17 protein-coding genes are annotated in these 15,283 nt (G+C 63.0%); 7 read left to right on the forward strand and 10 right to left on the reverse strand.

Features of this window, described 5'->3' with window-relative positions:
- Positions 1–65: 65 nt before the first annotated feature.
- Positions 66–332: a hypothetical protein gene (locus ACLFLU_RS20310; protein WP_426406661.1), complete on the reverse strand. Its 267-nt coding sequence runs from the start codon at positions 330–332 to the stop codon at positions 66–68.
- Positions 333–587: 255 nt separating this feature from the next.
- Here ACLFLU_RS20310 and ACLFLU_RS20315 point away from each other — a divergent pair, with 255 nt between their 5' ends.
- The 5 genes from ACLFLU_RS20315 to ACLFLU_RS20335 all read left to right on the forward strand — a co-directional run bounded on the left by ACLFLU_RS20315 (position 588) and on the right by ACLFLU_RS20335 (position 2,812).
- The gene (locus ACLFLU_RS20315) at positions 588–1,139 is read left to right on the forward strand and encodes a hypothetical protein (RefSeq protein WP_426406662.1); all 552 of its coding nucleotides are present in this window, start codon (positions 588–590) and stop codon (positions 1,137–1,139) included.
- Between the two features lie 228 nt (positions 1,140–1,367).
- Positions 1,368–1,556, forward strand: a complete 189-nt coding sequence (locus ACLFLU_RS20320; RefSeq protein WP_426406663.1) for a hypothetical protein — start codon at positions 1,368–1,370, stop codon at positions 1,554–1,556.
- A gap of 310 nt (positions 1,557–1,866) precedes the next feature.
- Entirely contained in the window at positions 1,867–2,103 is a 237-nt protein-coding gene (locus tag ACLFLU_RS20325) for a hypothetical protein (protein WP_426406664.1), read from the forward strand.
- 227 nt (positions 2,104–2,330) lie between these two features.
- The gene (locus tag ACLFLU_RS20330) at positions 2,331–2,549 is read left to right on the forward strand and encodes a hypothetical protein (RefSeq protein ID WP_426406665.1); all 219 of its coding nucleotides are present in this window, start codon (positions 2,331–2,333) and stop codon (positions 2,547–2,549) included.
- A 65-nt stretch (positions 2,550–2,614) separates the two neighbouring features.
- On the forward strand, positions 2,615–2,812 hold the full coding sequence (locus ACLFLU_RS20335) for a hypothetical protein (protein ID WP_426406666.1): 198 nt from the start codon (positions 2,615–2,617) through the stop codon (positions 2,810–2,812).
- A gap of 108 nt (positions 2,813–2,920) precedes the next feature.
- Here the strand turns inward: ACLFLU_RS20335 and ACLFLU_RS20340 are convergent, their stop codons facing one another.
- The 4 genes from ACLFLU_RS20340 to ACLFLU_RS20355 all read right to left on the reverse strand — a co-directional run bounded on the left by ACLFLU_RS20340 (position 2,921) and on the right by ACLFLU_RS20355 (position 8,122).
- Entirely contained in the window at positions 2,921–3,535 is a 615-nt protein-coding gene (locus ACLFLU_RS20340; protein ID WP_426406667.1) for an Isoquinoline 1-oxidoreductase subunit, read from the reverse strand.
- Between the two features lie 11 nt (positions 3,536–3,546).
- On the reverse strand, positions 3,547–4,071 hold the full coding sequence (locus ACLFLU_RS20345) for a (2Fe-2S)-binding protein (protein ID WP_426406668.1): 525 nt from the start codon (positions 4,069–4,071) through the stop codon (positions 3,547–3,549).
- A complete protein-coding gene (locus ACLFLU_RS20350) occupies positions 4,068–6,839 on the reverse strand; it encodes a xanthine dehydrogenase family protein molybdopterin-binding subunit (RefSeq protein ID WP_426406669.1) in 2,772 nt (923 codons plus the stop codon). The genes ACLFLU_RS20345 and ACLFLU_RS20350 overlap by 4 nt, the downstream gene beginning before the upstream one ends.
- A gap of 194 nt (positions 6,840–7,033) precedes the next feature.
- A complete protein-coding gene (locus ACLFLU_RS20355) occupies positions 7,034–8,122 on the reverse strand; it encodes a hypothetical protein (RefSeq protein WP_426406670.1) in 1,089 nt (362 codons plus the stop codon).
- A 202-nt stretch (positions 8,123–8,324) separates the two neighbouring features.
- Between ACLFLU_RS20355 and ACLFLU_RS20360 the strand changes: the two genes are divergently transcribed.
- The gene (locus ACLFLU_RS20360) at positions 8,325–9,947 is read left to right on the forward strand and encodes an ABC-F family ATP-binding cassette domain-containing protein (protein ID WP_426414035.1); all 1,623 of its coding nucleotides are present in this window, start codon (positions 8,325–8,327) and stop codon (positions 9,945–9,947) included.
- Positions 9,948–10,109: 162 nt separating this feature from the next.
- Here the strand turns inward: ACLFLU_RS20360 and ACLFLU_RS20365 are convergent, their stop codons facing one another.
- Entirely contained in the window at positions 10,110–10,643 is a 534-nt protein-coding gene (locus ACLFLU_RS20365) for an REP-associated tyrosine transposase (RefSeq protein ID WP_426406671.1), read from the reverse strand.
- Positions 10,644–10,771: 128 nt separating this feature from the next.
- Here ACLFLU_RS20365 and ACLFLU_RS20370 point away from each other — a divergent pair, with 128 nt between their 5' ends.
- Positions 10,772–11,647 (forward strand): MBL fold metallo-hydrolase, encoded by an 876-nt coding sequence (locus ACLFLU_RS20370; protein WP_426406672.1) that lies wholly within the window; start codon positions 10,772–10,774, stop codon positions 11,645–11,647.
- A 10-nt stretch (positions 11,648–11,657) separates the two neighbouring features.
- Here the strand turns inward: ACLFLU_RS20370 and ACLFLU_RS20375 are convergent, their stop codons facing one another.
- The 4 genes from ACLFLU_RS20375 to ACLFLU_RS20390 all read right to left on the reverse strand — a co-directional run bounded on the left by ACLFLU_RS20375 (position 11,658) and on the right by ACLFLU_RS20390 (position 15,244).
- A complete protein-coding gene (locus tag ACLFLU_RS20375; protein ID WP_426406673.1) occupies positions 11,658–12,803 on the reverse strand; it encodes a type II asparaginase in 1,146 nt (381 codons plus the stop codon).
- Positions 12,804–13,027: 224 nt separating this feature from the next.
- A complete protein-coding gene (locus ACLFLU_RS20380) occupies positions 13,028–13,276 on the reverse strand; it encodes a hypothetical protein (protein ID WP_148777798.1) in 249 nt (82 codons plus the stop codon).
- A 94-nt stretch (positions 13,277–13,370) separates the two neighbouring features.
- Complete coding sequence (locus ACLFLU_RS20385; RefSeq protein ID WP_426406674.1) at positions 13,371–14,276, reverse strand: dienelactone hydrolase family protein; 906 nt, start codon at positions 14,274–14,276, stop codon at positions 13,371–13,373.
- A 5-nt stretch (positions 14,277–14,281) separates the two neighbouring features.
- Positions 14,282–15,244 (reverse strand): alpha/beta hydrolase, encoded by a 963-nt coding sequence (locus ACLFLU_RS20390; RefSeq protein ID WP_426406675.1) that lies wholly within the window; start codon positions 15,242–15,244, stop codon positions 14,282–14,284.
- Positions 15,245–15,283 lie beyond the last annotated feature (39 nt).

The following is a 15,283-nucleotide window of genomic DNA, read 5'->3' on the forward strand; positions in this document are numbered from 1 at the left end:
GACTTGATTTGCTCGTGCTGAGTTCTTCGCATTTTGACCCATGGCCGACCAAACAGTGGGATGCTCTAACTCGACTTGGCATATCCGCGAGGATACCAAATGCCTCGCCAATTCGGGCTCTCCATATTTGGAAGGATGTGGCCTGCATCGAGCTTCGAAATATCTACGTCGGCTTGCAGGGCAAATGGCGGCATAGGTTCGCCACCGAAAACATCAAGTTGCACAATCTGCAAAGCATCGCTTTCGTTCCATGCCGTCACGCCATAGCCCAGTCCGTGACGCAAGTTGTCACCATCGAACTTCAACCAGAAGCAACGCAGTTTTGCTGACATCGGAAAATCACTCTGAAGGCACCTGACGGCCTCTCTTATATCATTGACCAGCCTGCCATGTCGGCCTTTTGGCCCATCAGCGAAGTTGCGGCCCGCCTAATTGAGGTCTGCTTAGCGGGTCGCAGCTGACTGGATTTGCTCATGCTGAGGTCTTCGCATTCTGACCCGTTGCTGACATTGACAAGTCTGCGGGCTTTATTGGTATTTCGGATAGGTTTCCCGCTTAGGGTGTGGCTAGGAGCAGGTAGCCACGCAATGATCCAAGCAGCAGCGGACGTAATCCGAAAATTTCCGGGGCCGATTGTCTTATCTCCCACCTCTACGAAGGGGCTCTGGTGGTTTCTGATGCTGGGCTCGGCGGCGATGGCTACCGCGAGTGTCATCGTAATTTGGGCTGCGCTGTCGAATTCGAACCTGCGACCTGCGCTTGGCTTTGGAATACTGGGCCTGCTCTTCTTCGCCGTTGGGGCCATTGTGGGCGCAATTCTTCTTCGGCCTAACTCGGGCTCGCTCAGCCTAAGTGCCACCGGCTTTGAAGTGACCTATCTGTATCGGAAGCGGTTCTATTACTGGGACCAAGTCGACGATTTCGCGGTCTATTCCAGCAAGGGGGGCGAACACGTCGTGTTTCGCACGGCGAAGCCATACTTCGGGTTTTGGGACAAGCTCAACGCTGGCCTGACAGGAGGTCGAAACGGTTGGCTCCCCGATACCTATGGATACGAGGCGTCGGATTTCCTTACGCTGCTCATCACGTGGCAATGTCAGTCAACGGAGGCCCCCGTAGCAGATATGAAAGGTCTCTGATTTCGTTTAGCCAAGCGTGCACTTCCGGTTCTGGCCCATCGCGACATATCGCGCTGCCGCACGAACTTGGTCGCTATTGGAGCAAAGCGGACGTAGTCACCAGTCACACGACGCTGCCGGGTTTATAGGTACACTGCCGAGATGGAGCGATTGGAGGCCGTGATGAGGTGCCTGCGCATATATGCAACGCCTGACGGGGAATCCCATTTTGGAGAAGTCGAAATCGCGATGACGATGAAGCCGGCGTTTCCCAACAAAGCGCCGTTCGAAATTTCGGCTTTCTACCCAGCGTCACGCATCCGTTTTTCTCACATCCCCGCCGGGGTGCGCGAAGTGGGCTTTCACAACCCGCCGGATCGTCTCCTCGCCATATGGCTGGATGGCCACGTGGAATTGAAACGAGCGATGGCGAGGTGAGACGCCTTCCGGCGGGAAATGCTGTTCTCGTCGAGGATACGCACGGGAAAGGACACATCTCGCGCCACCCCGAGGAAGGACAGAACGCTATCATCGTCATGCTGCCGAGCGGCCTTGGCGCACCACTTGATTAGTCGGCGTCTGGCCCCAAGGCGGACATGCCGTGGTCATCCGGCGATGTCCGGCTTTAGGGGGTAGAGCCGACATGGCGGATTTATGAGTACGCGCCCCAAAGCATGATCCGGAAAAGTGTGAGGCGGTTTTCCGAAAGGATCATGCTCAAGCAATAACCTCACTTCGTGTAGTAGTCATGTGCGGCAACTCCGCCTTCGCGCGTCGCGGCAGCTACGACGCTAAGGACGGCGTGGTCGAGGCCGAGGTCATCACCGAGCGCCACAATCCCGTGTTCGGCGGTTACGAGGTCGAGATCGGCTTTTCGGGGAACTGTACGGCCGACAGCGGCGAGCTCGAAGGCATCGTGCTCGCACGGGAAGCACAGCTTGCGGCTGGCGGCGTCGCTCGGGTTGATGCGAGAAAGCGACATTAATGCATAGCTTCTGGATGTCGGCCTTGGGCCCAACAGCGGAAGTCAGACGATACCTCACGTCTGTTGGATGCCATCGGCCCCTCTAATTTCGCAACTAGCGTTCTTTACCTTCCGGTATCCGTCCTTGGGACCAAAGCTGGTTATTCGATCGATAACGAGTATCATGCTGCGCATTCAACTTTAGGGATTTTCACTCAACGACGTACATTCGCTCTCCTGAGGTCGGAATGTTCATCTCTGGAAGCATGGCGATAATCGGCTTCTTAGCAGTGGGGAAATTGGCTCAAGAGCGATGGCGTCGCCGACACAATTGGCGCGCCGATGAGAAATACCGCGCTTTTTGGAATAGCCGGATTTTGCCGATGATTGTCTGGTTAGGCGGCTCTCTAATTGTACTAGCAGCATACATTCAGGACTATCGCGATCAACTGATGCACGGCCCGTAGCGGCTCGAATTGCTAATAGCTTTCGTGGAGACTATGGCTGATCATCACCTCAGGGATCAGGACTCGTGAATGCGAAGTCTTTTGCTAAGCTTGTTGGAATGGTGGCTATATCGGTGGTGGTGGCCACATTGCTTCTCGGTGGGAGCAAGGATGCAAACACCTTTGGTTTTGTTGGTCTCTTAGTAGCAACCTTCTGGGGGATACCGGCAATCGTTGTGATCACGCTGTACCGTTATGTTGAAAAGCGCGATCATGATCGGTGACTTCTAAAGGTCTGCTCTGGGGTCATTAGCCGCCGGTGCCGGCCAAGAGGGGCGACTTCCGCTTTAACCTCGGAAGCCGACGTTCAAGAATTCCCGCCCCAGCCCCCATCACGGCGCCGGACACGCTGCTCCCGTCTTCACCCAGGCCTCCACCAGCGCGCCGGCCTGCGCTTGCGTGCCCGGTGCGGGCGAGCGGCCGAAGCCGGGCTTCCAGGCCCAGCCGACGAGGGTGTCCTTGCCGATGTGGTCGATCAACTCTTCCACCTTGCGGCCGCCGTTGCGGGCGGGGTCGCGGATCTGCTCGCAGATCTCGCCGATCGTCTTGCCTTCCCAGGCCATCTCGCGCGGGGCGAGGTGCCATTCGGGATGGCCGGGAATGCGGCCGGGCTCGAAATTGGCCTTCTGGTGGCAGGTGTGGCAGCGCATCGCTTCCATGCCGTGGCCGTCGGCGCCGCGCGTCACCGGCGGCTGATGCAGGCGCGGAGTGTCGCCCTGGCGGGGGCTGTCGCCGGCCGGATGGCAGTTGGTGCAGCGCGGATGCGTCAGCACTTTTCCAAGCTCGGTGAAGATCGCGGCCGAGCGCTTTTCGGTGTCGGCTATGTTCGCAAAACTTTCGGGCGAGGCGAGGCCGTGGCTCGTCGTGTCCGACGCGGCGTAGCCTGCGCACAGGCTGCTCGTCAGCGCCGCTATCACAGCCATGATCTTGACGCGCGTGGTGATCATCGCTGGCGCACTCATTTGGTGGCGACAAGGTAGCGGCTGGAATCGGCCAGGATCACGTCGCGGACCGCCTCGTGATACTTGATATAGCCGGTGCAGCGGCACAGATGTCCGTCGAGCGCATCCGCAATCGTCTGCTCGAGCGCCTCGCGGGCGACCGGGGTGCGGGAGAGACGTTCGAGCAGCACCTGGCTCTCGCCAAGGAAGCCTGCGGTGCAATAGCCGCACTGGAAGGCGAAGTGATCGATGAAGGCCTGCTGCAGGGCCGAGAGCTGGCCGTCCTTCGCATGTCCTTCGACGGTGCGGATCGACTTGCCGTCGAAATTCACGGCGGGCGCGACGCAGGTCGGGCTGGTGTAGCTGGTGCCATCCGGCTCGTCGACGATGATGGCGCAGCTCAGGCATTGCGCGGCACCGCAGCCGAACTTGGTGCCGGTCATCCCGAGCATCTCGCGCAGGAAATCGTTCATCGAGAGATCGTCGCGGACATCCATCGGACCGTGCTTCCGGCCGTTGATGGTGAGGCTGAGGGTCGTCACGCCAAAACTCCCTTCAAGAGGCTCGCCGTGACCGGCAGCGCGCGAAAACGATGGCCGGTGGCGTCATGGATGGCGTTGATCAGCGCCGGCACGATCGGGATCATCACGACCTCCGCCATGCCCTTGGGCGCTTCGTCCGGGGTCAGCGGCTTCAGCATCTCGATCTCGAGGTCGCGCAAGGGAAGATCCGAGCCGCGCGCGACGAGGTAACGGCCGAGATTCCACTCGCCGTTGCCGGGGCCGCCCTCGAACGGCGGCAGCGTTTCCAAAAGAGCATAGCCGACGCCCATGGCGAAGCCGCCATGGGTCTGGCCCATCACCACCTCGGGCACCAGCGCCGTGCCGCATTCGAACACGCTATAGGCCTTGGCGATGCGAAGCGCGCCGGAGGCGCGCTCGATCTCGACGCGGACCAGCGTGCCGCACATCGAGGTGTAGGCGGTGCCGAAGCGGTTGTTGTCGGTCGGCGGAAATTTGACGCTGATGCGGTTGATCCGCTCAAACTTGCTGTTGCCGCGGCGGATCGCGAGCGCGTCGATATCGGCGCGATATTGCTCGCCGAACAGGGGAAAGCGCGCGCGCGACCAGGCCCAGCGCGAAAAGCTGTGCGCGACTGCGCCGGTGACGAAGCCGCGCGCATGCGCGGTGGCGGCGAGCGCCGGCAGCGCCAGCGGTTCGAGGCCGGGCATGGTCAGCTGGCCGTTCTGCCAGCTCGCGTTGGCCCATTGCCTGGCGCGGGGGTCGGTCTTGGGAATACGCCACAGCTCCAGTGCGGCGGGCCACAGGCCGAAGCGGAAGATGACGCGGGCGGCTTCGGCGGCGGAATGCGTGCCGACATGGGCGCCGACCGAGGCCGAGGTCGCCGAGGAGATCGCGGGCACCCAGCGCGGATTTTTCTCCGCGGCGTCCTGCGTCTTCTGGTCCATGGTGTAGGGATTGCCCGACGAGACAAGGCCAAGCACGTCGTAGCTGTCGACGCGCGCGACCGAGACCTCGTCGGCGATGACGCCGAGATGGCCGGCGACACGGTTGGCGAGCGCCGTGCCGATGCCGTTGCCCATCTCGACATGGTCGCAGAAGATCGCGATTTTGCCGTCGGCGCCGAGCTCGACGCGGCCGAGCGAGCAGTCTGCGCCGCCGCCGTAGTCCTTGGTGACGCAGGCTACACCGGTGCCGACCAGCCGGTCGCCCGCCGTTTGCCTGAGCTGCGCGCGCTGCTGCCAGATCGGATGCTTTTCGAGCTTGTCGAGGATCTCGGGCGTGCGCACCGAGACGATGTAGGGGTTGCCGGTCATGGTCCGGCCGTTCTGCTTCAGCGCATTGCGGCGGCGGAATTCGATCGGGTCGAGACTGAGCTCGCCGGCGGCCTCATCGATCAGCGCTTCGAGCGCAGTCATGGTCTGCAGCGTGCCGTAGCCGCGCATCGAGCCGGCGGTGACGCCGCGCGAATGCAGCGCGATGGTCGTGATGTCGACCTTGGGGATGTCGTAGATGCCGATCGCGCCGGTCGCGGCGACCACGGCGACGTTGGCCGAGAAGTTCTGCAGCCCGCCGCCGTCGAGCACGTGATCGGCGGCAAAGGCCTTGATCAGGCCGGTCGAACGATCGATGCCGATCCGCGAGCGCATCTTGACCGGGTGGCGTTTGATGCCGCCCTGGAATTGCTGGTAGCGGTCATGGGCGAGCCGCACCGGTTTGCCGGGAAAACAGATCGCGGCGAGTGCGACATAGAGAATGAACGGCGTGTGGTCGCGGCCGCCAAAGCCGCCGCCGACATGGGCGAACTGCGCGTTGATATGCGACGGCTTGTAGGGCGCGTGCGCCTTAGCCAGCAGGTGCGCAAGCGACTCCGCGGCCTCGTAAGGCGACTGCACGCCGAGCACCAGCTCGAGATTTCCGCCCTTGCCGCTGTACCAGGCGAGCCCGCACTCCGGCTCCAGGAACATCGGATCGACCGATTGCGTCTCGAACTCGCGGTCGAGCACCAGGAGAGAGGCGTTGTCGGCGTCAAGCTCGCTGCGGATCTGCTCGCCGAGCTTGGCCGCCTTGACGTAGTCGGCCGGCATCTCCCTGGCCAGCGGCGACCACACCGGAAGTGCTGCGCTTTGCACCTTCTTGGGCGAGACCCAGCCGGCCTGGATTGGCGAATAGACGTCGGGCTTGTCGGGCGAGGGGCCTGCGACACGGGTGAAGCGGTAGGAGCCGTAATCGGGCGCGATCACCGGGCCGGTTTCTTCGCCGAACTTGACGAAGGTGCCGTCGCGCAAGACGAGGCGGGCCTGGTCGAAGGCGTCGAATGTCTCGAAGATCAAAAGCGCGACCGGCTGGCCCAGATAGAGCGGCGTCTTGCCGAGCGGGCAGAACAGATCGCCGGCATAGAACTGCGGCACCTCCGTGCCGATGCGGTCGAGATCGCTGGCGGTGACGACGACCGAAGGCTTGAGGGGTCCCGACAGGCGGGCGAGGTCAATGCCGGTATAGACGTGTGTGGCGTCATTGGCGCGCACCAGGATCGCGTGCGAGGTGGTCTGCGGCCAGCCGGGCAGGTCATTGGCGCGGAAGTCGGAGGCGTAGAGCTTTGCGCCGGTGACTTTTGCGACGCCGTCGACGCGGCCAGCGCCTTTCGTGGCGGGATTGAAATTGCCGCGTCCAGGCAGCGTCTCATGTGCCGCGAAGGGCGCGTTTGCCGCCGAAGCAAGATTCGACAGGCTGACCGAGATGCCGCCCGCCGATAACCACTTCACGAACTCGCGTCGCGAAGGCCGCATGATCTCATCCTTGTACAAGGTCATAACGGGCTCACGATGCTGACGGCATCGCTGCCAAAGCTCTGCAATCGGTACGCGCCAACGCTGGCCCGAAACTGTCATGATTCGTCATGCGACGATAGAACAGCGCAGCGCCTTACCACCTCGTGAAGACGCGGCGGCATGGCCGCCACGTGTCCCGATGTTTCGCTGCGCTATTTGAGATCCGCGATCGTCGCGGGGCCGGGGCCCGGCGTGACCAAAGTCGGCCATTGCTTCGAGCCGAACGGGACCAGCGGCGGCAGGAACGGCGTCATGCCGCGCTTTCCTGTCTCGGCGATGATCGCGGCGCGGGCGTCGCCTCCCATCAGCTCGTAGTCCATCAAATGATAATTGCCGAAGAACAGCGCGCCGACCGAGCGGTCCGCGATGATCCGTGTCAGCGATTCCAGCATGTCTGACGGCGTCGTGGTGAACGAGACCGTCTCGATCAGCAGCAGGCGCGTGTTGATGGCCTCGGGGCCGAAGAACTGCGCGAGCACGCTGAAGATCACGTTGTTCTGCCGTGCGACGTAGATGGTATTGCTGGCGGCATAGGTCTTCTCCCAGTCGGGACCGAGCTGCGCTTTCCAGTCGGCCAGCACGCCCATCCAGTGCGCGACCTGGGTCTGGGCCGCCCAGGCGACGTTCCTGGCGAGGAAGGGGGCCTGCTGCTTGCCGAAAGCCTCTAACTTCGCGAACGGAATGACGCCGCTCGCCAGGCACTCGTCCATGAAGGCGATGTTGTTCTTCAGGATGGTGCGGTTGTTGTCGCGCCAGTCGGCCTGCATCGGCGTGGCGTCGAGGCTGTCCAGCGCCGACTGCATCCGGCTGCGGAAGGCCAGCATCGCGCCGCGCCAGGATTTGTTGTCGGGATTGTCGACATAGGGGCCGACCACCTCGGCCAGTGCCATGGTGCTGTGGCCGACCGATTTCAGCAGCTGATAGACGACCGGCACCTGCGGCGCGTCGAGCGGCGGCTGGCCCGGCCGGTAAAGGATCAGCCGACCGCCGGCGCCGGAGAACAGGCCGAGGATCACCGGATGCTTGTCGAGGATGTTCTTCTGGAACAGCTTTGCAGCGTCGCCATAGAGCTCGAACATCGCCGTGTTCAGCGCGAGTACGTCCCTCGTGGCAACGTCGGCCGGCGCGGCATTTGTCTTGCCGGAGATCGGCGCCATGTAGTCGGGCAGGGTCTGGGCGGTTGCGGCGCTGCCGCCAAGCATCAGTGCGGCGGCTATGGCCAGGCCAAAGCGAGTTTTCATCGGTATTCCCCCGGGTCACATCTCAGCAAACGTCAGCTCTACGGACGTCCGTCAGATTCGCTGGACGGTGCCACCCGCGCTTGTGGCCTAAAATTGCTAAGGATTTGTCAGGAAGGGACAAAACCCGGGTCCGGCCGGGCTTCCTTTGGCGGCCCGCATGGCCTATTACGCCGCAACGCAACAATTCCCCCAAAAAGACCTCATGATCCGCCTCGACAACGTCAGCAAGCAAGCCGGCCACCAGATCCTGTTCATCGAAGCCTCCGCCGCCCTCAACAAGGGCGAGAAGATCGGCCTCGTCGGCCCGAACGGCGCCGGCAAGACCACCCTGTTCCGGATGATCGCCGGCGAGGAACTGCCCGACGAAGGGCAGGTCTCGACCGATCGCGGCATCACCATCGGCTATTTCAACCAGGACGTCGGCGAGATGTCCGGCCGCAGCGCCGTGGCCGAGGTGATGAACGGCGCCGGTCCCGTCAGCGAGGTCGCGGCCGAACTGCGCCAGCTCGAAGCCGACATGGCCGACCCCGACAAGGCCGACCAGATGGACGAGATCATCGCCCGCTATGGCGAGGTGCAGCACGCCTTCGAGGAGCTCGACGGCTACGCGCTCGACGGCCGCGCGCGCGAAGCGCTCTCCGGCCTCGGCTTCAGCCAGGAGATGATGGACGGCGACGTCGGCAAGCTCTCCGGCGGTTGGAAGATGCGCGTGGCGCTGGCGCGTATTCTTTTGATGCGTCCCGACGTGATGCTGCTCGACGAGCCGAGCAACCATCTCGATCTGGAAAGCCTGATCTGGCTCGAGAAGTTCTTGCACGATTACGAAGGCACGCTGCTGATGACCTCGCATGACCGCGAGTTCATCAACCGAGTGATCTCCAAAGTGGTCGAGATCGATTCCGGCTCGCTCACCACCTATACCGGCAATTACGAGTTCTACGAGCAGCAGCGTGCGCTGAACGAGAAGCAGCAGCAGGCGCAGTTCGAGCGCCAGCAGGCGATGCTCGCGAAAGAAATCAAGTTCATCGAACGCTTCAAGGCGCGCGCCTCGCATGCCGCCCAGGTTCAGAGCCGGGTCAAGAAGCTCGACAAGATCGAGCGGGTCGAGCCGCCGCGCCGCCGCCAGACGGTGGCCTTCGACTTCCTGCCGGCGCCGCGCTCCGGCGAGGACGTCGTCGCGCTGAAGAAGGTGTTCAAGGGTTATGGAGCCAAGCGCATCTATGACGGGCTGGATTTCATGATCCGCCGCAGGGAGCGCTGGTGCGTGATGGGCGTCAACGGCGCCGGCAAGTCGACCTTGCTGAAGCTCGTCGCGGGCGCGAGCGAGCCGGACGAGGGCACGGTGGCGTTAGGGGGCAGCGTCAAGATGGGCTATTTCGCCCAGCACGCGATGGATCTGCTCGACGGCGAGCGCACCGTGTTCCAGTCGCTGGAAGACCAGTTTCCGACCGCGGGGCAGGGATCGCTTCGCGCACTCGCGGGCTGCTTCGGCTTCTCCGGCGACGACGTCGAGAAGCGCTGCCGCGTGCTGTCAGGCGGCGAGAAGGCGCGGCTGGTGATGGCAAAAATGCTGTTCGACCCGCCGAACTTCCTGGTGCTGGACGAGCCAACCAACCATCTCGACCTCGCCACCAAGGAGATGCTGATCACGGCGCTGTCGGACTTCGAAGGCACCATGCTGTTCGTTTCGCATGACCGCCACTTCCTCAGCGTCCTGTCGAACCGCGTGCTCGAGCTGACGCCGGAGGGCATCCATCAGTACGGCGGCGGCTACACGGAATACGTCGCGCGCACGGGGCAAGAGGCGCCGGGGTTGCGGTCGTAGCCGCGATCCGTAGCCCGGATGAAGCGAAGCGCAATCCGGGATCGTGCAGCACAGATCGATTTGCGGTGCAGTTGGTCCGGCCCCGGATTACGCTTCGCTTCATCCGGGCTACAAGGGCGTCGTCAGAATTTTGTAGCCCGGACGAAGGCAGCGCGATCCAGGTCAATCTCCACGCTCTCCGAAATCTCCGTTGATCTCGCCGGCGCCGCCCCAATCGGCAGGCAGAACACCAGCGCGAACATACCGATGAAGCGACGAATATGGCCAGTCAGCCGGTGAGGCGACTAGCCTGTGCTTGACCGGGTTGAAATGAATGTAGTCGGCGCATCGTTCGAAATCCGCGTCGTCGCGAATGGTGTGCTCCCAGAAACGTCTCTGCCACAGAGAAAATTCTCCGCGATGGTTGCGGGAGATGGGTGCCCCTGAAGTGGCCAACTGATGCGTGAAAGAGCTCTTGATCCGTCGCCACCGGCCGGAGAAGTCGGAGTCTTCGTTTGGTAGCGTCATAATGACATGCAGATGATCCGGCAGGATGACGATTGCGTCGATCTCGAAAGGCCTTTCGGTCCGGGCCGTTTTGAATGCTGCGCGTAGCTTTTCCGCATGACCGACCAGCGCCGACGATCTTCGGTCATTCAGCGTCACGGTGAAGAAGAAGGTCCCGCCAGGTAGGAAGTTTCGCCGATAGCGAACCATGCGAGGCTTTCCCGGATTGCGCTACGCTCCATCCGGGCTACAACCAAACCGAGAGGCTGGCAACTCTCTCGTTCTCTTGACGCCTAAGACACTCCCGCTACGCTCCCTGAAAAAGGGAGCGAACAACCATGAATCAACTCAGACTCGGCGACATCACCATCGATGCGGTGATCGAGCGGGAAGGGCCGTGGCGGCGGCCGCAGGATTTTTTCCCGGCTTATGACGACGGCGTGTTCAGGCATCATCTGCCGACGATGGAGCCGGAGGTGTTCGACGCCGCGCGCGGCATGATGGTCATCACCTATCAGACATTTGTCGTGCGCACGCCGCGCTACACCATTTTGGTCGACACCTGTACCGGCGAGGACAAGGGCCATCCGCCGCCATTCGACTTTCCCGGCAAGGAGCGCTGGCGCAACGAGTTGTTCGCGCTCTGGATCGGATTCGAGCAGGTCGACTACGTCTTTTGCACGCATCTGCACATCGACCACACCGGCTGGAACACCACCTTGCGCGACGGTCGCTGGGTGCCGACGTTCCCGAACGCGAAATACGTCTTTCACAAGGGCGAGTATGCGGCCTGGGAGGCCGAGAATGCCAAGGGCAACAACCCGCCCGGCACGGTCTTCCGCGACAATTGCCTGCCGATCGTCGAGGCGGGGCAGGCGCTACTGGTCGACGATGACTACGCGCTGGACGATACTGTCACGCTGACCCCGACGCCCGGGCATTCGCCCTGCCATTGCTGCGTGAACATCTTTTCGAAGGGACAACGCGCGGTGGTCGCCGGCGACCTCATGCATCACCAGATCCAGTGCCGCGAGCCGGACTGGTCGGCGAATCCTGATTGGGATGCAAAGCAGTCGGCGGTGTCGCGGCGGAAGTTTTTCGCCTCCGTCGCGGACACCGACACGCTGATCCTGCCGATCCATTTTCCGGCGCCGACGGTTGGACTGATCAAGCCGCTCGGCGCCGCCTTTGATTACCGCTTCAAGCGCGAGTAAAGCGGATGCTCTAATAGCTGTAGAACATCCGCTGGATCTCCTTGGTGTCGGTCGTCTTGGTCAGCGCCAGCATCAGCAGGATGCGCGCCTTCTGCGGATTGAGCGTGTCCGAGACAACGAAGTCGTGTTCGTCGTCCTTGGCTTCGCCGTTGCGTGCGACGATGCCGTTGCCGACGCGGCTGCTGCGAACGATCACGACGCCCTTCTTGTGAGCCTCGTCGAGAGCCGGCTCAATCGCGGGCCGGGCAAGGCTACCGTCACCCGTACCGGCATGCACGATCCCCTTGGCGCCGGCAGCGACAAAAGCATCGATCGGGACCCGGTCCATGTTGGCGTAGCCGTAGACGATATCGACGCGCGGCAGGGTATCGAGGTTGGAGACGTCAAACTCGGAGTCCGCCGTGTGCCGGCGGGTCGATTGGCGATAGAAGTACGGCTTGTTGCCCTGCATGTAGCCGAGGAAGCCGAGCTCAGGCGTGCGGAAGGTGTCCGCCGTCGAGGTATTGTTCTTGGTGACGTCACGCGCCGCGTTGATCTGATCGTTGAGAGCGACGAGCACGCCTTTGCCGACGGCTTCTTCGCTGCCCGCGAGGATCACCGCGTTGAAGAGGTTGATCGGCCCATCCGCGCTGATCGCTGTCGACGGCCGCATCGCGCCCACGACGACGACAGGCTTCTTGCTCTTGACCACCAGGTCCAGGAAATAGCTGGTTTCCTCGATCGTATCGGTCCCGTGCGTGATCACGATCCCGTCGACGTCATCCTGCGCGAGCAGCGTGTTGACGCGCTTGGCAAGCTTCAGCCAGTAGTCATTGTTCATGTTCTCGCTGGCGATCTGGAAAACCTGCTCGCCCTTGACGTTGGCCACCGTCTTCAGCTCGGGGACGGCGTTCAGGAGGGTCTCGATGCCCACGGTCGCCGCGGTGTAACCGACCACGGTGGTGCTGCTCGTCCCGGAGCCGGCGATTGTGCCGCCGGTTGCCAGAACCATGACGTTGGGCAGACCGACGCCCCTCGCGTTCGCGACGTCAAAACTAATGAGAAGCGCGAACAGCAAGCTCACTGTCGCCAATATCTGATTACGCACCCGAAGTTGCCACATCTTGACGTCCCTTTCCTGGAAAGCCTCGTCGACGCGCCCCATTTCGCTCAGCACTGCATGATCCGTCAGCCGACGGCTTCTGTCTAGGGTTGTAATGCTCAGGGTGATTTGGTTTGTGCGCGCGGGAAGCGCGGTGAGGCGGCGAAAGGTCTTCGCCTCAGTCATTCGGACACAAGAACGTGGATGCCCGGGACATCTTGCGCGAAGACGCGCTTCTGCCCGGGCATGACGAGTTCGTGGAGCGATTGCTAGCTAAAGAAGTAGCGAATTCGCAGCGATCAGGCGCCCATCTCGCACTTCTTCATGAAGCTGTTCTTGGCGGCGCCGGCGAGGGCCTTGCCGTCGGAGCCGACGGCTTTGGGCGTGCAGGCGTCTTCCTTGCACTTCTTCATGAACGAGGTCTTGGCGGCGCCGGCGAGCGCCTTGCCGTCCTTGCCGACCGCCTTGCTCTCGCAGGTGTCGTCCGCAAGTGCCGAGCCCGCTGCAAAGGTGGCAACGATCGCAGCCAGGAAAATTCGCTTCATCATGGGTGTCTCCCTAAACCAAAAGATGGCGCTCCGAATTGGAGCCCGGAATCGTGGCGCAATCAAGCACGATCGCGGCGCGGTATCGGTCCTCGCTTCATTTTTTCCAGCGGTCGAGGAGGCCCGCGGCCTTGACGAGGGCGTCGTCCATGGCCGCCTGATTCCCCGGTGCCGACTGCCGCCGCGACGACGGCTCATCGAAATCATGGGTGGCGCCGGGATAGAGGGTGACGTCGATAGGGCTGCCCGCCTGCCGCGACCGGTCGGCGACGTGCTGGCAGATCGCCGGCGAGACCTCCTCGTCGTCGGCGCCGAGGAACATCGCGATCGGTGCCGTGGTCGAGATGGTCGACGCGAGCAGCGCGGTCTGCCCGCAGCCCGGATAGAATACGAGCGCACCGCGATAGCCAGGCTGGTTGGCTTGCTGGTTTCCTTGCCGGATCATCACGTTCAGCGCGGTGCTGCCGCCATTGGACCAGCCTTGGAGGAAGATCTGGCCGGGGATGAGATCGCCGCGGCCGCGCAGAAAAGCGAGCGCGCCTTCGGCGTCGAGCGGCCGTACATCGGTCTCGTTGACGTCGGCGCGATCAGGGTCGCCATGGGTGAAGCGGCCGAAGCCATAGGCCTTGCCGCGCGGCCCAAAACTGTCCGGCAGCAAAGCGAGATAGCCGCGCGCCGACCAATATTCACCCCACATCGCATGGCGCTTCGACAAGGTGTTTGCGTTGCAGGGCGAGGCGGTGCCGGCGCCAACGAAGGTGCAGTCTTCATTCTCATTGCTGGAATACGGGCCACCGCGCCCGTGCAGCATGACGATGGCGGGCCAGGGGCCGGGCGTGGTCGGCTGGAACAGATAGCCGGTGAGCGCCGTGCGGCCGTCGGCGCTGCGGAAATAGACGGTCTGCGGCGCGGCCGCGGCGACCTGCACCGATAGCAGCAACGCCGCGATCAGGCCGACGATGCGGACCAGATGAGGTCGCAGTTCGAAGCCGCCGGGCCGCAACGCGATCAGACCCCGCGCGCGAGCAACGCCTTGAAGTCGGCGCGTGCACGCTGCGCTTCGGCACGGGCGACCTCGGAGGCGTCCCCGAGACCGAAATAGCCATGGATCAGGCCGGCGCCCTCGTGATGCTTCACCCGCACGCCGGCGGTCTCCAGCGCCCGCGCATAGGCTGTGCCTTCGTCGCGCAGCGGATCGAACCAGGCGGTGGTCACGATCGCGGGCGCGAGGCCTGCGAGCGAAGCGGCACGCAGCGGCGAGACCCGCCAGTCGGCGGCTTGACTGGCGTTAGCGAGATAATGGCCGGCGAACCATTCCATGACGGCACGCGAGAGGAAGTAACCTTCGGCGTTCTCGGCGCGCGACGGAAAGCTCGCGTTCTCGCGGGCGTCGGCATAGAAGCCCGCGACGTCGGTGACGGGATAGACCAGCAGCTGCGCGGCGAGCTTGATGCCGGCATCGCGGCAGGCGATCGCGGTGGCGGCCGCGAGATTGCCGCCGGCGCTGTCACCGGCAACGCCAAGACGTTTTGCATCGCCGCCAAATTCCGCGACACGGTTGAACACGTCGCGCGCAGCATTGAAGGCGTCTTCGAAGGCGCCAGGAAAACGCGTTTCCGGCGGGCGGCGATAGTCGACGGAGACCACGACCGCGCCGGTCTCGATCGCAAGATTGCGCGCCTGCCGGTCGTGGGTCTCGAGGTCGCCCGCGACCCAGCCGCCGCCATGGAAGAACACAACAGTGGGCGCAGGTGCGCTGCCGACGCGATAAACGCGTGCATCAAGTGGGCCGGCGCCGCCCTTCACCTTGATATCCTGCACGGCATCGACTGGCGGCGGGGGCACGGCGGCGCGCGATGCAGCCAGTGCGCGCAAGGAATCGCGGGCGCTCTGTGGCGTCATCGTCGTGGGATCGCGCAGCGGCAGCAGCGGAATGATCTGGGCGATGACGGGATCGAGCGGTGCGGCCATGATCGGGTCCTCACGGGGTTCTTGGTCTTGCTTGCGGGT

This window comes from Bradyrhizobium ganzhouense (assembly GCF_049949285.1).
GTDB classification, from domain to species: domain Bacteria; phylum Pseudomonadota; class Alphaproteobacteria; order Rhizobiales; family Xanthobacteraceae; genus Bradyrhizobium; species Bradyrhizobium ganzhouense.